The following is a 21,376-nucleotide window of genomic DNA, read 5'->3' on the forward strand; positions in this document are numbered from 1 at the left end:
TCGCGTGGAGCAGCCGCAGAACCAGCCTGTGCTGTTACTGCGCGAAACGAACGGTGATCGGTACCTTCCGATTTGGATTGGTCAATCCGAGGCTGCCGCCATCGCGCTCGAGCAGCAAGGAGTCGAGCCGCCCCGCCCGCTGACCCATGACCTGATCCGGGATGTCATTGCGGCACTTGGACATTCGTTGAAAGAGGTGCGGATCGTCGATCTGCAGGAAGGCACTTTCTACGCTGACCTGGTCTTCGACCGCAACATCACCGTGTCGGCACGCCCTTCGGACTCGGTGGCGATAGCACTACGCGTCGGCGTCCCGATCTACGTGGAGGAGGCCGTGCTCGCCCAGGCGGGTCTGCTGATCCCGGACGAGAGCGACGAAGAGGGCGGCACTGCCGTCCGCGAGGACGAGGTGGAGAAATTCAAAGAATTTCTCGACAGTGTGTCTCCGGACGATTTCAAGGCCACCTAACACGGCCGGTCCGGCGCGTCGAACCTGGCTCGCGGCGTAACGGGCTGGTAGTAGGCTGGACCCCGACATCACGGATGCGTCTCAACTGCTCTCGGGATGTCGACACGCCTGGCGATTGTTCGCTGACTTAGCCCAGTGGCGGCCATAATTTGATCACGACTTCAGGCGCGGCGGCTACCGAAAAGCGTAAGCTCTCTAGCACTCGGGCCTGAGCAATGTGGCTGCAATGCAGCCAGGGACGCAGCTAAAACCAGAGCGCGATCGGCGAGAGGAACCACCGTGAGCGAGCAGCCACGTCAAGACCAGCTGGAATTAGCTGATCACGCGAACGCCGCGAGCAGTGAGCAGAACGGCACCCTGACGACCGCACCGGTGCAGCCAGGACTCTTCCCGGACGACTCCGTCCCCGATGAGCTGGTGGGCTACCGCGGGCCGAGTGCTTGCCAGATCGCCGGCATCACCTACCGGCAGCTGGACTACTGGGCACGCACCTCGCTGGTGGTGCCGTCGATCCGCAGCGCGGCGGGCTCGGGCAGTCAGCGGCTCTACTCCTTCAAGGACATCCTGGTTCTCAAGATCGTCAAGCGACTGCTCGACACAGGCATCTCGCTGCACAACATCCGCGTCGCGGTCGAACACCTGCGGCAGCGCGGCGTGCAGGATCTGGCCAACATCACCCTGTTCTCCGACGGCACCACGGTTTACGAGTGCACCTCTGCCGAAGAAGTCGTGGACCTGCTGCAGGGCGGACAGGGCGTCTTCGGCATCGCGGTGTCCGGTGCCATGCGCGAGCTGACCGGCGTGATCGCCGACTTCCCCGGTGAGCGGGCTGACGGGGGCGAGTCGATCGCCGCCCCGGAGGACGAATTGGCTTCCCGGCGTAAGCATCGCGATCGCAAGATCGGCTAGCGGCACCCTGCCAAATCGCGAGAATCGCCTGCCGTGCCCGCGGCACGGGTAAACTCGGCAACGCATCGCCCTCGTGCGGGAGAGTTCTGTGGCTGCCAGCCACGGACGCCGAAGGAGCAACACCTCTCCGTCAATCTCTCAGGCACCCGGACCGCGCGGGCCCCGATGTCTCTGGAAAGCGGTGACCCGTTCATTCGGTGCACCCGCCCATGGGGAAAGGCAGTCCGGCCGTCGGTGTTTGACCGGCGGATCGGATCGTCGAATCTCTCAGGCGCCCGGCTCGGGTCGACGACAGAGGGAGAGGACCACGACGTGCGCGGCTAGCGCGTTGCAGAGTCCCCGTGTCAGGAGTTTCAGTGCCCGAATCGAAGACAACACCCCTCGAGCCCGGTTTTGCGGCCCGGCATATCGGACCGGATCGCGAGGCCGTCGCGGCCATGCTCGCCATCATCGGCGTCGACTCGTTCGACGAGCTGGCGGCCAAGGCGGTCCCCAGCGGCATCCTCGACAGAGCCACCATCGGTGACGCCGTGCCCGGTTTGGATCAGTTACCGCCGCCGGTCAGCGAGAGCGAGGCGCTGGCCGAACTGCGCGCAATGGCCGACGAGAACACGGTGTCCGTCTCGATGATCGGGCAGGGCTACTACGACACGCTCACACCGCCGGTGTTGATGCGCAACGTCCTGGAGAACCCGGCCTGGTACACGGCCTACACGCCGTATCAGCCCGAGATCAGCCAGGGCCGGCTCGAGGCGCTGCTCAATTTCCAGACGATGGTGGCCGACCTGACCGGACTCGAGGTCGCCAACGCATCGATGCTCGACGAGGGCACCGCAGCCGCCGAGGCCATGACATTGATGCACCGCGCGCATCGCGGCAGCTCGAACCGGCTGGCGGTCGACACCGACCTGTTCGGCCAGACCGCGGCCATCTTGGCGACGCGGGCCCTGCCGCTGGGTATCGAGATCGTCACCGCCGATCTGCGTGACGGCCTGCCCGACGGCGAGTTCTTCGGGGTCATCACGCAGCTGCCCGGCGCCAGCGGCCGGGTCACCGACTGGGCACCGCTCGTCGAGCAGGCCCATGAGCGCGGCGCACTCGTCGCGATCGGCACCGACCTGCTGGCGTCGACACTGATCACCCCGCCCGGCGACATAGGCGCCGACGCCGCGTTCGGCACCACACAAAGGTTCGGTGTGCCAATGGGATTCGGCGGACCACACGCCGGATACCTGTCGGTGCACTCCAAGCACGCCCGCCAGCTGCCGGGGCGGCTGGTCGGGGTGTCGGTGGACGCCGACCGATCCCCGGCCTACCGGCTGGCACTGCAGACCCGCGAGCAGCACATCCGCCGCGACAAGGCGACCAGCAACATCTGCACCGCGCAGGTGCTGCTGGCGGTGATGGCCGCGATGTACGCCAGCTACCACGGCGCCGACGGCCTGAGCCGGCTCGCGCGCCGCGTGCACGCGCAGGCCGAGCGGATCGCCGCCGCGCTCGGCGATGCGCTGGTGCACGACACGTTCTTCGACACCGTCGTGGCGCGGGTTCCGGGACGCGCCCACGAGGTGCTGGCCGCCGCCAAGGCGAGGAGGATCAATTTGTGGCGCGTCGACGCCGACCACGTGTCGGTGGCCTGCGACGAGGCGACCACCGACGACAACGTGGCGGCCGTCATCGAGGCGTTCGGCGTGCGCGAAGGCGAGCCGGCGTCCGTCGACATCGCGACTCGCAGCTCGGAGTTCCTGACCCATCCCGCCTTCACGCAGTACCGCACGGAAACGGCGATGATGCGCTACCTGCGCACCCTGGCGGACAAAGACATCGCCTTGGACCGCAGCATGATTCCGCTCGGTTCGTGCACGATGAAGCTCAACGCCGCCGCCGAGATGGAGCCGATCACCTGGCCGGAATTCGCCCGCCAGCACCCGTTCGCCCCGGCGTCCGACTCCGCCGGGCTGCGCCGGCTGATCGACGACCTGGAGAGCTGGCTGGTGGCCATCACCGGCTACGACGACGTCTCGTTGCAACCCAACGCCGGCTCGCAGGGCGAATACGCCGGCCTGCTGGCGATCCACGACTACCACGCCAGCCGGGGTGAGCCGCACCGCGACATCTGCCTGATCCCGTCCAGCGCGCACGGCACCAACGCGGCGTCGGCGGCCCTGGCGGGCATGCGGGTGGTCGTGGTGGCCTGCCACACCAACGGCGACGTCGACCTCGACGACCTGCGCGCCAAGGTCAAAGAGCACGGCGAGCGGTTGTCGACGCTGATGGTCACCTACCCGTCCACGCACGGCGTCTACGAACACGACATCGCCGAGATCTGCGCGGCCGTGCACGACGCGGGCGGTCAGGTCTACGTCGACGGCGCAAACCTCAACGCGCTGGTGGGCCTGGCCCGGCCCGGGAAGTTCGGCGGCGACGTCAGCCACCTGAATCTGCACAAGACGTTCTGCATCCCGCACGGCGGCGGCGGCCCGGGGGTGGGGCCCGTGGCGGTGCGTTCGCATCTGGCCCCGTTCCTGCCGGGTCACCCATACGCGCCCGAACTGCCCCAGGGGCATCCGGTGTCCTCGGCGCCCTACGGGTCCGCCTCGATCCTGCCGATCAGCTGGGCCTACATCCGGATGATGGGCGCCGACGGGCTGCGGGCCGCATCGCTGACCGCGATCACGTCGGCCAACTACATCGCCCGACGCCTCGATGAGTACTTCCCGGTGCTGTACACGGGCGAGAACGGCATGGTCGCCCACGAATGCATCCTGGACCTGCGCGGCATCACCAAGTCGACCGGAGTGACCGTCGACGATGTCGCAAAGCGGTTGGCGGACTACGGTTTCCACGCGCCGACGATGAGCTTCCCGGTGGCGGGCACGCTGATGGTGGAGCCCACCGAAAGCGAAAGCCTGACCGAGGTCGACGCCTTCTGCGAAGCCATGATCGCCATCCGCGGCGAGATCGACAGGGTCGGTGCGGGGGAGTGGTCGGTCGACGACAATCCGCTGCGCGGCGCCCCGCACACCGCCGAGTGCCTGCTGGTCTCCGACTGGGAGCACCCGTACAGCCGGGAAGAGGCCGCCTACCCGCTGGGCAAGGACTTCCGGCCCAAGGTGTGGCCGCCGGTGCGCCGCATCGACGGCGCGTACGGCGACCGCAACCTGGTCTGCTCGTGCCCGCCGGTGGAGGCCTTCGCCTGAGTCAGCCGAAGCGGTCGACGATCGCGACAGCGATGTCCTCCGGCGCGTCCTCCTGGATGAAGTGCTTGGCCTCAGGCAATTCGACGAGCACGTGATCGGGGAACGCCGACCGCATCCGCGGCAGCGTCGAGCCCGGCCGAAACGCGAAGTCCTTCATGCCCCACACCAGCAGCGCGGGCTTGCCACCCAGCTTGGCCGGCACTTCGCGACCGAGCCGACTCAGCAGCGGATGGGCTGCCAGAATCTGCTTGGGCATCTCGGCGACGCCTTTGCGCGCGGCGGCATCGGGCTGCACGGCGCGGTAGTGCTGCATCACCGCGGCGCTGGGCCGGTGCGCGGTTCCCGCCGGGATGAGTCGTTCGACGAAGAAGTTGCGGTGCAGGATCGCCCATTGCATGGGTGGACTGCCCATCGCGCGGCTGAAGATCTTCGTGGTGAGGTCGTCCGTCGGCCAGAACCAGGTGTTGCCCAGGATGACGCCGCGCACCCGATCGGCGCGTTCCACCGCCACCGCCATGCTGATGGGCCCACCCCAGTCCTGGCCCATCGTCAGATAGCCGTCGAGGCCTTCGTGACGAGTTAGGTGGTCGACCAGTTCGCCGACCACCCGGGCGTGCTGATCGACCTTGTACCCGAAGCCGCCGGGCCGGTCCGAGAGACCGAAGCCGAGATAATCCGGTGCGATGCAACGGAATCGGTCGCGCAGGGCGACGATGATATTGCGATACAGGAAACTCCACGTCGGGTTGCCGTGACACAACAGGATCGGCGGGCCGTCCCCTTCGTCGATGTAGTGGATGCGTCCCTGCGAGCTGTCAAACCAGCGTGATCGGAACGGATACAGGCCGGGGTCCGGCGTGAAATCGATGCTCATTGCGCTCCTCGGGGTAGCGCCCACCGATCGTAGACCCCCTGATCAGCCCAAGTAGGTGTTGACAGCCGCGGCCAGGTCGGGCGACGCCGATGTCGAGAGGTTCTGGTAGCCGCCGCCGCTGAGCTGGGCGACCCCCTCCCAGGCGGACCGGTCGGGGTCAGCGCCGAAATCGATGACGTTCACCGCGATCGGTTTGGCCGGGTCTGCGCTCTTGCGAATGAAATCCTGCAAGCCCGCCCCGTCCAGGGACTGGTCGGTGTGCGGCCCGGCCGTGATCACCAATATCGAATTGGTCTGGCCGGCATGGTAATTGGCCTGCATGTCCTGGTAGATCATTCGCAGCGTGGTGAACGACACCGCGCCCCCGCCCGACGAGTACTGCTTGTCCAGCGCGGCCGTCAAGGCCGCCGAGCGCGGCTGACCGTTGACGGGGTCGGACAGGGGCCCGCTCGCGACCTCCGAGCGACCCTCGTGGCCGTCGAAAGTCCACAGACCGATCACGGAGGTCGGCGGCAGGGCCTTGATCTTGTCCTGCAGCGCCCCGATCACGTTGGCCAGCCGGGACTTTCCACCTTCCTGGCCGGGCATCGACTGGTCAAGCATGATGGTCGCGGCCACTCCGCTTGACGGACTGGCCATGGCTTCGGCCAGGGTGGCCCGCGTCGCCTCGTCGCCGACCGACAGCGTGGACGACAGCGACGGGAAACTGGTGACCGGGCTGCTCGGCGGTTTGACGCCGTTGACCCGGAAGCCGGCCTTGGCCAGCTTGGCCAGCTGATCGGGCTTGTGCATGTATCGGGCGAACTCGCTGGCCGCCGAGCTCTGCTCCTGGGTCACCCACGAGCCGCTGAGCAGCACCGTGGGATAGTCGGCGACCGCCGCCGGCCCGGGCGGCAGCCACAGGGCCAGATTGCTCTTCGCGTCGGACAACGATTGACCCCGGGCGAAGGCCTGTTGCTCGGTGGTGACCACCGCGTGCACCGGCGACGTCGCCGCGTCACCGGACTTGAGCAGCGTGTTCATCGCCTCCGTCAGCGAGGCGTCCGCCAATTTGGGTTGCGCGCCCAGCACCGTGCGCACCGCCCCGGCGCCCTGGGTCACCGGCGCTCCGGGCGGTGCCGCTGCGGACGCTATCGCCTCTCCGGCCAAGAACGAGGCGTCACCGTTGCCGTTCGTCGGCAACGCCAGCCGCAGCGAGCCCCATGCCGGTAAGTTCAATCCCGCCAACGCATTCGGATTGGTCTGCAGTCCGGGCACCGCCGCCCAGTTCTGATTGGCCAGGGCGTGCGCAAGCTCCGGGCGGACGGCGAGCACCACCGGCGACGACACCAGCGAACGGCTGTCGGTGATCGTTTTCTGCCCCGCCGCTCCCGCGAGCCGCGCGGCCGAGATCGAACTGCCCGGAATCCACAACGCCGGCTGACCGCCGAGGTCCGCGGGCCACTTGCCGATGAAACCGTTCAGGACGGCGTCGGAGCCCGCGGGTTTGACGCCGATCACCATGCAGTGGTCGCCGACCGGCCCGGCCGTCGAGTTGAAGCTCTGCGCGAATTGCTGCACGGAATCCGCGATCGACGGGTCGGCGATGACGGGGACCGACTCGTTGCCGCCCGCACAGCGTCCGGCCGCTTGGTGCGAACGGTTGGACAGGGCGTCGCCGAAGAAGCTCCACACGATCACGCTGCCCACCACCACGACGACGGTGACGAGCGCCGCGATCACGCCGATGCTGACGCCCCGGCGCCCGCCCTCGCTGCGGTGGCCGCCGCGCCAATCGGTGAGTCCGCGGTGCCCGCGCTGCAGCAGGGATGGCGACGAGGCCGGCGGCTCGGCGCTCGCCGGGCCCGGCTGTCGCGGCGGAAACTCCGGGTATTCGTCGGCGCTGCCGCCCGCGAACGAGTCGGCGGCGGCGTAGGGGTCTTCGTCCCCGGCGGCGAACTCGGGTTCGTCGGTCGAGACGTCTTCGCCGGAGTATCGGTCCTCGGCGGGGTAAGGCCACTCGTTGGAGTACTCGTCCTCGTCGGAGTATCGATCGGCCGGTTCGTCGGGGGCGGACACCCGGTGATGGCTGCCCGTGTCGTCGTCCTGGGACGGCTCGTCGGCAAAGTGTTCGTCAGAGACTTCGTCGACGGAGTCCTCAGGGTCGGGCGCGCTGTGCCTACCCATGGTGGTGCCCGCGGCCTTTCCGTCGATCCAGCACGTGAATTGTTGTGAACTCGGCGCCGATTTTAGTCATCGGCGACGTGAATCGTGCGCGAGCGTGATTAAGGCACGGGCTCAATTTGATTGCGCTGCGCGTGCCTTTGCTTCGCGCCGGCGCCGATGCAGGATCGGCTCGGTGTAGCCGTTGGGCTGCTGCGTGCCGGTCAGGATCAGGTCCTGGGCCGCCAGGAAGGCGATGCTGTCGTCGAAGTTGGGCGCCATCCGGCGGTATCTGCCGTCGCCCGCGTTCTGCTCGTCGACCAGTGGCGCCATCCGCTCCAGGCTGGCCCGCACGTCTTCCTGGGTGATCACGCCGTGGTGCAGCCAGTTCGCCAGCAGCTGGCTGGAGATCCGCAGCGTGGCGCGGTCCTCCATCAGAGCCACGTCGTGAATGTCGGGCACCTTCGAGCAGCCCACGCCCTCGTCGATCCAGCGCACCACGTAGCCCAGGATGGACTGGCAGTTGTTGTCGACCTCTTCGCGGATCTCCTCCGAGGCCCAGGCCAGCTCCTTGGCCAGCGGGATGGTCAGCAGCTCGTCGATGTTGGTGCGCTTCTTGCCTTCCAGCTCGGCCTGCACGGCGCCGACGTCGACGTAGTGGTAGTGCATGGCGTGCAGGGTGGCCGCGGTCGGCGACGGCACCCACGCGGTGGTGGCGCCCGCCTTCGGCTGATTGATCTTCTGCTCGACCATGTCGGCCATCAGCTCGGTCATCGCCCACATGCCCTTACCGATCTGGGCCTTGCCCTTGAAGCCGGCGGCGAGCCCCGTGTCGACGTTGGCGTCCTCGTAGGCCTTGATCCAGGTGGTGCCCTTCATCGCGCCCTTGCGGATCATCGGACCCGCCTCCATCGAGGTGTGGATCTCGTCGCCGGTGCGGTCCAGGAAACCGGTGTTGATGAACACGACCCGATCGGCGGCGGCCTTGATGCAGGCCTTCAGGTTGACCGTGGTGCGTCGCTCCTCGTCCATGATGCCGACCTTCAGCGTCGCCTGCGGCAGGCCGAGGACGTCTTCGACGCGGCTGAACAGCTCACAGGTGTAGGCGACCTCTTCGGGCCCGTGCATCTTGGGCTTGACGATGTAGATGGACCCGGTGCGGCTGTTGATCAGCGGCCCGTTGGCTCCGTCTTTGTCCGAGCCGGACTTCAGCCCGTGAATCGCTGTGACGCCGGTGAACAGGGCGTCCATGATGCCCTCGAACACCTCTTTTTCTTCGTCACCGTCGCCGACGGAGACGATGGCGTCGTTGGTCATCAGATGGCCGACGTTGCGGACGAACATCAGGCTGCGGCCGGGCAGGGTCAACTCGCCGCCGTCCGGCGTGCTGTAGGTGCGGTCCTGGTTGAGCACGCGGGTGAAGGTCTTGCCGTCCTTGCCGACCTCTTCGGACAGGTCACCCCTGTTCAGGCCGAGCCAGTTGCGGTAGCCGAGCACCTTGTCGTCGGCGTCGACGGCGGCCACCGAGTCCTCGAAGTCCATGATCGTGGTGACGGCGGACTCGAGGACGACGTCCTTGATGCCGGCGGCGTCGGTCTTGCCGACCGGCGACTCCGGGTCGATGAGGACCTCGATGTGCAGGCCGTGGTTGACGAGCAGGATCGACCAGCTGGGGGAGCCGAGATCGCCGGTGTAACCGACGAACTTCTCCGGGCTGGCCAGTCCGACCGACCCGTCGGCGGTCTCGACCTTCACCTTGCCGTCGTCGAGACTGAGTCCCGTTGCGTCGGTCCACGACCCGGATTCCAGCGGCACCGCTTCGTCGAGAAACTTGCGCGCGTAGGCGATCACCTTGTCGCCGCGAACCTTGTTGTAGCTGGTCCCCTTCTCCGCGCCGTCGCTTTCGGGGATCACGTCGGTGCCGTACAGGGCGTCATAGAGCGAACCCCAGCGGGCGTTGGCCGCGTTCAGCGCGAACCGGGCGTTGAGCACGGGCACGACCAGCTGCGGGCCGGCGGTGGTGGTGATCTCGTCGTCGACGCCGGAGGTGGTGATCGTGAAATCATCCGGTTCGGGCTGCAGGTAACCGATTTCGGTGAGGAACTGGCGGTACTCGTCGATGTCGAGCGGCGCGATGACGCGGCTGCGGTGCCACTTGTCGATCTGGGCCTGCAGCTCGTCGCGACGGTTCAGCAGGTCCTGGTTCTTCGGAGTGAGGTCGGTGACGACTTTGTCGACGCCCGCCCAGAAGCTGTCGGGGTCGATGTCGGTGCCGGGCAGGGCTTCGTTGTTCACGAAGTCGTAGAGCACTCGGGCGACGCGCAAGTTCCCCGCCGACACACGATCAGTCATTTCTCTCCTCCGTAATGGGCCGATACGGGCCGCCATCGGGCCAGACCGGCAATGTCATGAGCCTACCGAGCACAGCCCTGGTGAGCGTTATCCACCCGACCCGGCGCAGCAGGTCAGGCCGCGCTGACAGCTCCGATGACGGCGCCGCGGCGAGCCCCGGGATCGTGTACAGCAACGCGGTGCGCGCGCCAAGATCCCCTGCCCATCCAGCACTTGCTTGACTGGTAGCCGTTGAGATCATACGGGCTCTCCGCAGAGCTACCCGGCGGCCAGTCTCCTATGCGTCGCGCATCGTCCCGACCAGGTCCTCGACCAGGTCTTCCAACGCCACCATCGCGACTACCTGACCGCCGTCGCCGGCGCCGTCGGTCACCAGCGCCAAGTGGCTGTTCGAGCGACGCATTCGCGACAGGGCGTCAGCCAGCGGCAACGACCTGGGCAGCCGCGGGAGGGGCCGCACCATGAACAGGTCGATCACCGTGTGGGGATCATCACTGAGCGTCAGGACGTCCTTGATGTGCAGGTAGCCGATGAAGTCGCCGTTGACGTTCGCGACCGGGAACCGGGAGTAGCCGGTGTGCGCCAGCGCCTGTTCGACCGCGCCGACGGTCGGCCCCGAACCCGGCGCGGCCACCGGTATCGCCTCGACGTCGGCGAGCGGGACCGCGACGTCGCCGACCACCCGGTGGCGGATCTGCAGGGCCCGGGTCAGCCTGCTGTGCTCCTCGCGGTCCAGCAGCCCTTCGGACTCGGATTCGGCGATCATCGCGCTGAGCTCGACGGGGGAGACCGTGAGCTCGAGCTCTTCCTTGGGCTCGACGCCCAGCGCACGCACGACGACGTTGGCGCATTTGTTGTAGAAGACGATGAACGGCCGGGCGGCTCGCACGTACGTCAGATAGGGCGGCACCAGCAGCATGGCGGTTCGCTCCGGTCCGGCCAATGCGATGTTCTTGGGCACCATCTCGCCCAGCAGCACGTGCAGGGTCACCACGATCACCAACGCGATCGCGAACGACAGCGTGTGCAGCAGCGCCGGGTGGACGCCGGTCAGCTCGAAGGCGGTCCGGATCAGATTCGACACCGCCGACTCGCCTATCCGCCCGAGCAGCAGCGAGGCGGCCGTGACACCCAACTGGGCGCCGGCCAGCATCGACGGAAGCTGCTCACCGGCGCGGATCACCGTGACGGCGCGCGCCTTGCCCTGCTCGGCCAGGGCCTCGAGGCGGTCGCGCCGGGCCGAGATCAGCGCGAACTCGGCACCGACGAAGAACGCGTTGACGCCGATCAGCAGGAAGGCGAACAGCACGCCCAGGGTGTCGTTCATCGCGGACTCCCGTTCGCGGGCGCCTCGCCCTGGCCGGTCAGTTCGATCAGCTCGAGCACATCGATCCGGCGACCGTCCATCCGGATGATGCTGGCCTGCCAGTGCGTCGTGGAGTCCAGCAGGCCGTCCGGGTCCAGGGTGGGCAGTTTGACGGTCTCCCCGGCCGCCGGGATGTGACCGAGTTCGCGCAGCACCAGTCCGCCGATGGTCTCGTAGGGGCCCTCGGGAGCCCGAAACCCCGTCGCGGCGGCGATCTCGTCGATGCGCAGCAGGCCCGACACCCGCCAGCCGCTGCCCGCGGCGACCACGTCCGGGGTGGCGTCGTCGTGCTCGTCGCGGACGTCGCCCACGATCTCCTCGATCAGGTCCTCGACGGTCACCATGCCCGCGGTGCCGCCGTATTCGTCGACGACCATCGCGGTCTGCAGGTTGTTGGCCCGGATCTCGGCCATCACCGCGTCGCCGTCCAGCGTCGACGGCACGACCGGGACGGGTAGGGCGACAGTGGTGAGCAACGTGCGCGGCCGGTCGGCTCGCGGGATCGCGAACACCTGTTTGACGTGCACGATTCCGACCGTCTCGTCGAGGTCACCGTCGACGATCGGGAAGCGGGAGAAACCGGACTCGGCGGCCGCCGCGATCAGGTCGGCGACCGTGTCGTCGGTCTGCAGCGCCACGATCTTGGACCGCGGTGTCATCAACTCCTCCGCGGACAGCGTGCCGAACTGCAACGACCGCCGCACCAGGGCCGCCGTCGCGGCGTCCAGCGCGCCGCTGCGTGCCGACGAGCGGACCAGCGACAGCAGCTCCTGAGGTGTGCGAGCCGACCGCAGTTCCTCGGCCGGCTCGACGCCCAGCCGGCGAACGATCCAGTTCGCCGCGCCGTTGGTCAACCGGATCGCCGGGGTCAACAGCAGCGAGAACAGCAGCTGGGCCGCCACCACCGCCCGGGCCGTCGACAGCGGCCGGGCGACCGCGAGATATTTCGGCACCAGCTCCCCGAACACCATCGACACCGATGTCACGACCACCAGTACCAGGACGGCCATGATCACGTCGGCGACGTTGTCGGGCACGCCGATCGCGTCTAGCCACGGGTGCGGCAGGTTGTTGACCATCGGGTCGGTCAGGTAACCGGCTGCCAGCGTGGTGGCCGAGATCCCGAGTTGCGCTCCCGACAACTGAAAGGACAGCCGGTGGTGGGCGCGCCGGATCCATCGGTCGCGGGGTTTACCGCTGCGGGCGTTGGCCTCGACGGTGCTGCGGTCCAGCGTTGTCAGGGCGAATTCGGCGGCGACGAACACCGCGTTGCCGAAGATGAGAACCGCGATAGCCAAAATGCTCATCGCGGTGGCCGTGACGTTCATGAATTACGCCGCCGGATAACGGATTGCGGTGAGCGGGGCGAAGGAGGCTCCGCATCGGGCGGCTGGTCCGACTGGTGCCGCGCCCGAAAGCCGGTGGCCTTCGCGGGTGCCTGCGGCACGTCGATCCTTTCGCTGCCTGATAACGGGGTGGACGCGGCTGCGTCCGTCTTTGCTGCCTTATGGTAGCCGGGGAAGCCGTCGACCCGTCGATCACCACATCGAACCCTGCCAGCCCCCGCGGGGTAAGTAAAGTATGCCTAACCTTACTCCGATAAGCTCACCGCACTATGGCAGAAGCCCCGACGCAAACCTCATCAGCACAGGTTCTTCCCCGCGAGCGCTTCGATATTCCGGACGACGTACGACGCGTGGCCCGGCCTCCGGTCCCGTCGCTGGACCATCCGTTCGCGCTGCGCGTCGCGCAGCCGGGGGATGCCGACATGGTGTCGGAGTGGATGAACCGCCCACACCTCGCGGCGGCGTGGGAGTACGACTGGCCGACGCCACGCTGGCAGCGGCATCTCGAAGCGCAACTGAACGGGACCTACTCGTTGCCGCTGATCGGAAGCATCCGAGGAGTTGACCGGGCCTACCTCGAATTATATTGGGGCGCAAAGGACATCATCTCGCACAATTACGAGGCGCACCGGTACGACCTCGGATTGCACGCGGCCATCGCCGATCCGGCGCTGGTGAACCGGGGCCTGGGTCCGATGTTGTTACCCCGGATCGTGGCCAGCGTCTTCGCGAGCGAGCCGCGCTGCCGGCGAATCATGTTCGACCCCGATCACCGCAACACCACGGCGCGCCGGCTCTGCGAGTACGTCGGCTGTGAGTTCCTCGGCGAGCACGACTCGACGAACCGCCGGATGGCGCTCTACGCGCTGAAGTCTCCGACCACCGACTCGTAGCCGCTGTAGTCGGGCACCATCCCGGCGGCAACCAACTCCCACAGGACCTCGTCGGTGCCGCCGCCGACTCGGGTGAGATTCCAGCGGCGTCTCCTCGACGAGATAGCCTGCGCCGCCGAAGATGTGCATGCACTCGGAGATCACCTCTTCGCCCAGCCGGGCCGCGATCACCTTGACGCAGGCGGCCGCACGCTGACCTGGGCCGTCGGCAGGGCGATGACGCGACGTTGCCGTGTTTGCTGGCGGCGTCGTGGTCGACGCTGCGCGCCGCCACCAAGGTGTGATCGGCGATGGGGGCGTTACCAGCCGAGCGGCAGCGGATGGCCTTCGGCGAAGCCCGCCGTCGATTGCACACCGACAACTGCCAATTCGTGCAATTCCGTGAGATTCGACGCGCCTACGTAGGTGCAGGTGCTGCGCACGCCCGAGGTGACGTGATCGATCAGATCCTCGACACCGCCCCGGTCGGGGTTCACCCCCATCCGCGACGTCGAGATGCCCTCCTCGAACAGCGCTTTGCGGGCGCGGTCGAAGGGCGTGTCGGCGCCGCTGCGCGCCACCACAGCCCGCTTGGAAGCCATGCCGTAGCTCTCCTTGTACGGCTGGTCGTCGCGGTCGCGCATCAGGTCCCCGGGCGACTCGTACGTGCCGGCGAACCAGGACCCGATCATGACGTTGGACGCGCCGGCGGCCAGCGCAAGGGCTACGTCGCGCGGATGCCTAACGCCGCCGTCAGCCCACACGTGTCCGCCCAATTCCCTTGCTGCCGAGGCACATTCGACCACAGCCGAAAACTGCGGGCGGCCGACACCGGTCATCATCCGGGTGGTGCACATCGCGCCGGGTCCGACGCCGACCTTGACGATGTTCGCCCCCGCCTCGATCAGATCGTGGGTGCCTTCCGCCGAGACGACATTCCCCGCGACCAGCGGCACGCCCAGTCCCAGCGCGCCGATGGTTCGGATCGCTTCGAGCGTCTTGACCTGGTGCCCGTGTGCGGTGTCGATGACGCAGACGTCGACACCGGCTTCCACCAAGGCCCGCGCCTTGGCTCCCACATCGCCGTTGATGCCGACGGCGGCGCCCACCCGCAGCCGCCCGTTCGTATCGGTGGCCGGCGTGTAGATGCCCGTGCGGATGGCCCCCGTCCGGGTCAGCACCCCGGCCAGCGTGCCGTCCGCATTGGTGACCACCGCGACCCCGATCGAGGCGTGCTCGAGCAGGTCGAAGATCTTGCGCGGGTCCGTGCCCACCGGGGCGGTGACGAAATCGGTGATCGCAACGTCGCGCACCCGGGTGAAGCGGTCGACGCCCAGGCAGCAGGATTCGCTCACCAAACCGATGGGTCGACCCTCGAAGACCACGACGGCGACGCCGTGCGCGCGTTTGTGGATCAGCGCGGTGGCGTCGGACACCGAGTCGTCGGGTTCGAGGACCACGGGGGTGTCCAGAACCAGATCGCGGCTCTTGACGAACTCCACCGTCTGCTGGACCGCCGTGATCGGAAGATCTTGCGGGAGAATGACGATGCCGCCGCGCCGAGCGACCGTCTCGGCCATCCTGCGCCCCGCGACCGCGGTCATGTTGGCGACCACGACCGGGATGGTGGTGCCGGAGCCGTCGATCGTGGATAAGTCGACATCGAAGCGCGACGCGACCTCCGACCGGTTCGGCATGACGAAAACGTCGTTGTAGGTCAGGTCGTACCCGGGTTGATGCCCGTTGAGAAACCTCATCGTTGTCGGTGCGCCCCCTTTAGCTAGACCGAGCTAGACCGGAACTTCGTTGCGGTCTCCACTCCATAATGTGTGAAAACGCTTGTCCGGGTCGGCGTCGGTCCGACCGTAGGTGTGGGCGCCGAAGAAGTCCCGCAGGCCCTGGGTCAGCGCGGCGGGCAGTCGCTCGGTGCGCAGCGCGTCGTAGTAGGACAGCGCCGACGCGAAGCCCGGGATCGGGATGCCCAGTTCCGTCGCCTTGACCACGACGCGGCGCCAGCTGTCGATCGCGGTCTCGATCGCGCTGCGGAAGTAGGGCGCGACGATCAGCGTCGGCAGGTCCGGGTCCTCGTCGAACGCCTCTTTGATGCGGTTGAGGAACTTCGCGCGGATGATGCAGCCGCCGCGCCAGATCGTGGCCATGTCGCCGGGGTTGATGCCCCAGTTGTATTCGTTGCTGCCGGCCTGGATCTGGTTGAAGCCCTGCGCGTAGGCGATGATCTTCGACGCGTACAGCGCCTTGCTGACGTCGTCGATGAATTGCGCGGCGTCGCTCGGTCGGCTGCCGAGATCACCGGATGCGAGCCCCGTGGTGGCCTTGCGCTGGGCCACCGAGCCCGACAGCGCGCGGGCGAACACGGCCTCGGCGATGCCGGTGACCGGAACGCCGAGGTCGAGCGCGGACTTCACCGTCCAGCGGCCGGTGCCCTTCTGCTCTGCCTCGTCGAGGATGACGTCCACCAGCGGCTTGCCGGTTTTGGCGTCGGTCTGGCGCAACACCTCGGCGGTGATCTCGATGAGGAAGCTGTCCAGGTCGCCCTTATTCCACTCGGCGAACACGTCGGCGATCTCGGGGGCGGTCTTGCCGAGCCCGTCGCGCAACAACTGGTAGGCCTCGCCGATCAGCTGCATGTCGGAGTACTCGATGCCGTTGTGCACCATCTTGACGAAGTGGCCGGCGCCGTCGGGGCCGATGTGAGTGCAGCACGGCACGCCGTCGACGTGCGCGGAGATCTCCTCGAGCAGCGGGCCCAGCGATTTGTAGGACTCGGCCGGCCCACCCGGCATGATCGACGGGCCGTTCAGCGCGCCCTCCTCGCCGCCGGAGATCCCGGCGCCGACGAAGTGCAATCCGCGCTCGCTGATGGCCTTTTCGCGACGAATCGTGTCGGTGTAGAGCGCGTTGCCGCCGTCGATGATGATGTCGCCGGATTCCATGGCGTCGGCGAGCTCGTTGATGACGGCGTCGGTCGGGTCACCGGCCTTGACCATGATGATCACCCGCCGCGGCTTCTCCAGGGCGTCCAGGAACTCCGCGATGGTCTCCGACCGGACGAACTTGCCCTCGTCGCCGTGTTCTTTGAGCAGCGCGTCGGTCTTGGCAATCGACCGGTTGTGCAGCGCGACGGTGTAGCCGTGATGGGCGAAGTTGCGGGCGAGGTTCGAGCCCATCACCGCCAAGCCGGTGACGCCGATCTGCGCGGTACCAGTCTTCGAATCCGACGAGCTCATGTCTTACCTTTCAGCCGGGCGTCTCACGTGGAAGAACTCACCTAAAGCATTCAAGCGCACTGCGAACACTGTGGCACAGCGGACTATTGGTCCTCCAAGGAGTTTCGCTCGGCAGTGCGCTACAGGTTGAACAGTCGCTGCAACTCGGTGAGCCACGGCACGGCCAGCGCGACGGTGGGCACCACGAAGACCGCGGCCGCGGCCAGGTACGCGGCAGCCGACAGCGCCAGGCTGTTGCCGCGCCCCGACAGGCGGCGCACCCGCACCACGGTGCTGGGGCCGCCGGCGGCCAGCGCGCCCGACGGCGCCGACCCCGACGCACAGGCGACCAGCGCCCGGGCCAGGGGAGTGCGACCGGCGGCGCGCACCGCGGCGTCGTCGGCCAGGAGTTCGACGAGCAGTTGCACCGCGCGCAGTGCGTTGGCGCTGCGGACCAGGCGCGGGAAGGCCGCGTGCACCGCGGTGAACGCCTCCAGCACCAAGTCGTGCCGGGCACGCAAATGCGCACGCTCGTGGGTGAGGATCGCGGTGACCTCGGCGTCGGCGAGCGTGTTCAGCGTTCCTTCGCTGACGACGACGCGGCTGCGCACGCCGGGAAGGCAGTAGGCCAGAGGTTGCGCAACGTCCAGCACGCGAAGGTCGCGCGTGCGGCTGCAGGTGGGCGAGAGGGCGTGCCCGACGCCGACTAGGTCGACCACCATGCGGTGGTGGGCCCGGCGCCGCCGATTCGCGATGGCGACACGCGCCACGGCGACCATCAACCGGACGCCGACCAGCACGGTCAGGGTGAACACGCCGATGTATGCCGCCCACAGCGGCCAGCCGAGCCGGTCGGCGGCACCGATGACGCTGGCCGTCGGCCGCCCGTCGGGGCCGGGCATGAGCACTCGGGTGGCGATGGCGATGCCGGCGCTGAATGCCGACAGGACCGCGGCCAGCGCGATGGCCTGCCATAACACCATTGCGGCGCGCGGAGCGCGCAGCGGCCAACTCGCGCGTGCAAGCAGAGCCGGCGCGGGGCCGGTCAGCAGCACCGCAAGGATGGTGAAAGCCAACGCGGACACACCGCTAGTCTCCCTCAGTCCTCCGCTTGAGGTCCAGCTGACTGGGCGTTATTGCGTTGATTGGCTTCCAGTTCGGCCAGGGCACGGCGAAGCGCCTCGGCCTCGTCGGCGCCGACGCGCTCGACGAAGTGCACGAGCGCGGCCTGCCGGCTGCCGGAATCCTCGGCCTGGGCCAGGGCGTCGACCATCAGTCCGGCGACCAGCTCGTCGCGACCGTGCACGGGCGCATACCTGTGTGCCCGGTCGTCGCGGATCTGGGAGACGAGGTTCTTCTTGGCCAGCCGCTGCAGCACGGTCATGATCGTCGTGTAGGCGAGCTCGCGTTGAGCGGACAGCGCTTCGTGAACCTGCCGGACCGTCTGCGGTTCCGCCGTGGACCACAGGTGATCCATCACCGCACGTTCCAGGTCTCCCAGTCGCGTCAGCTTGGCCATAGTGTGTTCATCTCCTGAGCGTCGAAATCAGCGTACTCCGGCTTACTACTGACGGTCGTAAAGAAGACGACAAACGGCTCGTCGGCCGCCGCGCAGATTCCCGCCGCAAGCAACTTGAACCATACCCCTTGCGAAGTTAGGGCAGCCTTGCCTATGCTAATCCAGTCGAGCGATAACGGACCGTGTGAGAGTCCTGAGGGCTGCAGCGACCCCCGGTCTACTCGATCGGCGAGCCCCGTGCCCCTGGCACGGGGCTCAGCCGTTTCTGGGTCTTTCTCCTCCTGGTGTAAACACATGAGCGTGTCAGTGCCGCCGGAAGCGAGTGTCCCGCCGAATTTCACCGCACCGTTCGACAGCGAGATCGGGCTGAAATTCACCGAAGTCAGCCCCGATCGCGCCCGCGCCCAGCTCGAGGTCACGCGCAAACTGCTGCAGCCGATGGGCCTGGTGCACGGCGGTGTCTACTGCTCGATCGTCGAGAGCATGGCCAGCGTGGCCGCCTACACCTGGTTGGCCACCCGCGGCGGCGGGAACGTCGTCGGGGTCAACAACAACACCGACTTTCTGCGGTCCATCGGCTCGGGGATGGTGTACGGGACCGCGGAGCCGATCCACCGCGGCCGCCGTCAGCAGTTGTGGTTGGTCACCATCACCGATGACAAGCAACGGGTGATCGCCCGCGGCCAGGTGCGGCTGCAGAATCTCGAGCCCGAAGGCTGAGTGGGCAAAACGCGCTCGACGACGGCGTGGCAGGATTCCAGAACGTGCTCCTTACGCCGCACGAACAAGAGCGATTGCTGTTGTCCTACGCCGCCGAACTGGCTCGCCGTCGCCGGGCCCGGGGCCTGCGGCTGAATCATCCGGAGGCGGTCGCGATCATCACCGACCACATCCTGGAAGGCGCCCGCGACGGCCGCACCGTCGCCGAACTGATGGCCAGCGGCTGCGACGTGCTCAGCCGCGACGACGTGATGGAGGGGATCCCGGAGATGCTTACCGACGTACAGGTGGAAGCAACTTTTCCGGATGGCACCAAGCTGGTCACCGTCCACCACCCGATCTCATGATTCCCGGCGAAATCCTTTACGGCAGCGGCGATATCGAGATCAACGCGGGCGCGACACGCCTCGCGATGGAGATCGTCAACACCGGCGACCGCCCGGTGCAGGTCGGCAGCCATGTCCACCTGCCCCAGGCCAACACGGCGCTGTCGTTCGACCGCGCCGCGGCCCACGGCTATCGGCTCGACATACCGGCGGCCACCGCCGTGCGTTTCGAACCGGGTGTGCCGCAACATGTTCAGCTGGTCCCACTGCGCGGACGCCGCGAGGTGCACGGGCTCAGCCTGAACCCGCCCGGTCGGCTTGACGCCTGATGGCCAGCCTGTCGAGGGAGCGCTACGCCCAGCTTTTCGGGCCCACTACGGGAGACCGAATCAGGCTGGCGGACACCGATCTTCTGGTGGAGATCACCGAAGACCGCAGCGGGGGACCGGGACTGGCCGGTGACGAGGCGGTGTTCGGGGGCGGCAAGGTCCTGCGCGAGTCGATGGGCCAGGGCCGCGCGACGCGGGCCGAGGGCGCACCGGACACCGTGATCACCGGTGCGGTGATCATCGACCACTGGGGAATCATCAAGGCCGACATCGGCATTCGTGACGGTCGCATCATCGCGCTCGGCAAGGCCGGCAATCCCGACACCATGACGGGGGTGCACCCGGATCTGGTCGTCGGGCCGTCCACCGAGGTCATCGGCGGCAACGGGCGAATCGTCACCGCGGGGGCCATCGACTGCCACGTGCACCTGATCTGCCCTCAGCTGATGAACGAGGCGCTCGGCGCCGGAATCACGACGATCATCGGCGGCGGCACCGGACCGGCCGAAGGCACCAAGGCCACCACCGTGACCCCGGGCGCGTGGCACCTGGCCCGCATGCTCGAGGCCCTCGATGGCTGGCCGGTCAACTTCGCGTTGCTGGGCAAGGGCAACACGGTCAGCGCCGAGGGACTGTGGGAGCAATTGCGTGGGGGTGCTTCGGGTTTCAAATTGCACGAGGACTGGGGGTCCACCCCGGCGGCCATCAGCGCCTGCCTGGACGTCGCCGACGCGGCGGGGGTTCAGGTGGCGCTACACACCGACACCCTCAACGAGATGGGATTCGTCGAGGACACCCTGGCGGCGATCGCCGGTCGGTCGATCCACACCTATCACACCGAGGGCGCCGGCGGCGGCCACGCTCCCGACATCATCAGGGTCGCAAGCCAACCCAATGTGTTGCCCAGTTCCACCATCCCGACCCGCCCGCACACGGTGAACACCCTCGACGAGCACTTGGACATGTTGATGGTGTGCCACCACCTCAACCCGAAGGTGCCGGAGGACTTGGCCTTCGCCGAAAGCCGGATCCGGCCGTCGACCATGGCGGCCGAAGACCTGCTGCACGACATCGGCGCGATCTCGATGATCGGCAGCGACTCGCAGGCCATGGGCCGCATCGGCGAAGTGGTGCTGCGAACCTGGCAGACCGCGCATGTGATGAAGCGCCGCCGCGGCGCGCTGCCCGGCGACGGGTCCGCCGATAACAACCGGGCCCGGCGTTACGTCGCGAAATACACCATCTGCCCGGCGATTGCGCACGGCCTGGACCACGAGATCGGTTCGGTGGAAGTGGGCAAGCTCGCCGACCTGGTGTTGTGGGAGCCGGAGTTCTTCGGGGTGCGCCCGTACCTGTTGCTCAAGGGCGGCATGATCGCGTGGGCGGCGATGGGCGACGCGAACGCATCGATCCCGACGCCGCAACCGGTGTTCCCGCGTCCGATGTTCGGCGCCGCCAATGCGCCGGCAGCAGCCACCTCGCTGCACTTCGTGGCGCCGCAGGCGATCGAGGCCGGCCTGGCCGAAAAGATCGGCGTCAACCGGCGATTGGCCCCGGTACGAGACGTCGGAGAGATCGGCAAGGCCGATCTGCCGCTCAACGACGCCACGCCCGACATTCAGGTGGACCCGGACACTTTCACCGTGCGCATCGACGGTGAGGTCTGGCAGGAACAGCCCGCGGCCGAATTGCCGATGGCACAACGCTATTTCCTGTTTTGACATC

The 21,376-nt window shown here is 67.6% G+C and carries 17 protein-coding genes, 1 pseudogene and 1 riboswitch; of the genes and pseudogenes, 8 read left to right on the forward strand and 10 right to left on the reverse strand.

From position 1 onward, the window contains the following. The 3 genes from JOZ00_RS10615 to gcvP all read left to right on the forward strand — a co-directional run. Positions 1–469, forward strand: a 469-nt coding sequence (locus JOZ00_RS10615; RefSeq protein WP_293343492.1) for a bifunctional nuclease family protein, incomplete at its 5' end; no start/stop codon positions are given. A 279-nt stretch (positions 470–748) separates the two neighbouring features. Then, complete coding sequence (locus JOZ00_RS10620; protein ID WP_293343494.1) at positions 749–1,378, forward strand: MerR family transcriptional regulator; 630 nt, start codon at positions 749–751, stop codon at positions 1,376–1,378. Between the two features lie 66 nt (positions 1,379–1,444). Further along, positions 1,445–1,542: riboswitch (glycine riboswitch) on the forward strand. Between the two features lie 192 nt (positions 1,543–1,734). Next, positions 1,735–4,578, forward strand: a complete 2,844-nt coding sequence (gcvP, locus tag JOZ00_RS10625) for an aminomethyl-transferring glycine dehydrogenase (RefSeq protein WP_293343496.1) — start codon at positions 1,735–1,737, stop codon at positions 4,576–4,578. 1 nt (position 4,579) lies between these two features. Here gcvP and JOZ00_RS10630 read toward each other — a convergent pair whose 3' ends face one another. The 5 genes from JOZ00_RS10630 to JOZ00_RS10650 all read right to left on the reverse strand — a co-directional run bounded on the left by JOZ00_RS10630 (position 4,580) and on the right by JOZ00_RS10650 (position 12,640). Continuing rightward, a complete protein-coding gene (locus tag JOZ00_RS10630; protein ID WP_293343498.1) occupies positions 4,580–5,452 on the reverse strand; it encodes a haloalkane dehalogenase in 873 nt (290 codons plus the stop codon). Between the two features lie 42 nt (positions 5,453–5,494). After that, entirely contained in the window at positions 5,495–7,618 is a 2,124-nt protein-coding gene (locus JOZ00_RS10635) for a substrate-binding domain-containing protein (protein WP_293343499.1), read from the reverse strand. Positions 7,619–7,729: 111 nt separating this feature from the next. Then, entirely contained in the window at positions 7,730–9,946 is a 2,217-nt protein-coding gene (locus JOZ00_RS10640; RefSeq protein WP_293343501.1) for a malate synthase G, read from the reverse strand. A gap of 277 nt (positions 9,947–10,223) precedes the next feature. After that, the gene (locus JOZ00_RS10645) at positions 10,224–11,273 is read right to left on the reverse strand and encodes a hemolysin family protein (RefSeq protein WP_293343503.1); all 1,050 of its coding nucleotides are present in this window, start codon (positions 11,271–11,273) and stop codon (positions 10,224–10,226) included. Continuing rightward, on the reverse strand, positions 11,270–12,640 hold the full coding sequence (locus tag JOZ00_RS10650) for a hemolysin family protein (RefSeq protein ID WP_293343505.1): 1,371 nt from the start codon (positions 12,638–12,640) through the stop codon (positions 11,270–11,272). The genes JOZ00_RS10645 and JOZ00_RS10650 overlap by 4 nt, the downstream gene beginning before the upstream one ends. A 287-nt stretch (positions 12,641–12,927) precedes the next feature. On the opposite strand from JOZ00_RS10650, the gene JOZ00_RS10655 reads away from it, so the two are divergent. Next, positions 12,928–13,551: a GNAT family N-acetyltransferase gene (locus JOZ00_RS10655; protein WP_293343507.1), complete on the forward strand. Its 624-nt coding sequence runs from the start codon at positions 12,928–12,930 to the stop codon at positions 13,549–13,551. On the opposite strand, the pseudogene JOZ00_RS10660 reads toward JOZ00_RS10655, so the two are convergent. The 5 genes and pseudogenes from JOZ00_RS10660 to JOZ00_RS10680 all read right to left on the reverse strand — a co-directional run. Next, positions 13,518–13,743: pseudogene (locus JOZ00_RS10660) on the reverse strand (acyl-CoA dehydrogenase family protein); the annotation flags it as partial. The gene JOZ00_RS10655 and the pseudogene JOZ00_RS10660 sit on opposite strands and share 34 nt — an antisense overlap. Positions 13,744–13,850: 107 nt before the next feature. Continuing rightward, on the reverse strand, positions 13,851–15,287 hold the full coding sequence (locus tag JOZ00_RS10665) for a GuaB1 family IMP dehydrogenase-related protein (RefSeq protein ID WP_293343509.1): 1,437 nt from the start codon (positions 15,285–15,287) through the stop codon (positions 13,851–13,853). Positions 15,288–15,320: 33 nt separating this feature from the next. Further along, positions 15,321–16,778, reverse strand: coding sequence for an NADP-dependent phosphogluconate dehydrogenase (gndA, locus tag JOZ00_RS10670; protein ID WP_293343510.1), 1,458 nt, complete (start codon positions 16,776–16,778; stop codon positions 15,321–15,323). A gap of 119 nt (positions 16,779–16,897) precedes the next feature. After that, positions 16,898–17,842, reverse strand: coding sequence for a M56 family metallopeptidase (locus JOZ00_RS10675; RefSeq protein ID WP_293343512.1), 945 nt, complete (start codon positions 17,840–17,842; stop codon positions 16,898–16,900). A gap of 14 nt (positions 17,843–17,856) precedes the next feature. Continuing rightward, positions 17,857–18,276, reverse strand: a complete 420-nt coding sequence (locus tag JOZ00_RS10680; protein WP_293343514.1) for a BlaI/MecI/CopY family transcriptional regulator — start codon at positions 18,274–18,276, stop codon at positions 17,857–17,859. Positions 18,277–18,576: 300 nt separating this feature from the next. Here JOZ00_RS10680 and JOZ00_RS10685 point away from each other — a divergent pair, with 300 nt between their 5' ends. From JOZ00_RS10685 to JOZ00_RS10700, 4 genes are read left to right on the forward strand one after another with little or no spacing between them, the layout of a single operon-like run. Further along, entirely contained in the window at positions 18,577–18,996 is a 420-nt protein-coding gene (locus tag JOZ00_RS10685; RefSeq protein ID WP_293343529.1) for a PaaI family thioesterase, read from the forward strand. Positions 18,997–19,040: 44 nt separating this feature from the next. Further along, complete coding sequence (locus tag JOZ00_RS10690) at positions 19,041–19,343, forward strand: urease subunit gamma (RefSeq protein ID WP_293343516.1); 303 nt, start codon at positions 19,041–19,043, stop codon at positions 19,341–19,343. Next, positions 19,340–19,651: an urease subunit beta gene (locus JOZ00_RS10695; RefSeq protein WP_293343518.1), complete on the forward strand. Its 312-nt coding sequence runs from the start codon at positions 19,340–19,342 to the stop codon at positions 19,649–19,651. Before JOZ00_RS10690 ends, JOZ00_RS10695 begins: the two co-directional genes overlap by 4 nt. Then, complete coding sequence (locus JOZ00_RS10700; protein WP_293343519.1) at positions 19,651–21,372, forward strand: urease subunit alpha; 1,722 nt, start codon at positions 19,651–19,653, stop codon at positions 21,370–21,372. The genes JOZ00_RS10695 and JOZ00_RS10700 overlap by 1 nt, the downstream gene beginning before the upstream one ends. Positions 21,373–21,376 lie beyond the last annotated feature (4 nt).

This window comes from Mycobacterium sp., assembly GCF_019243155.1.
Classification (GTDB): Bacteria; Actinomycetota; Actinomycetes; order Mycobacteriales; family Mycobacteriaceae; genus Mycobacterium.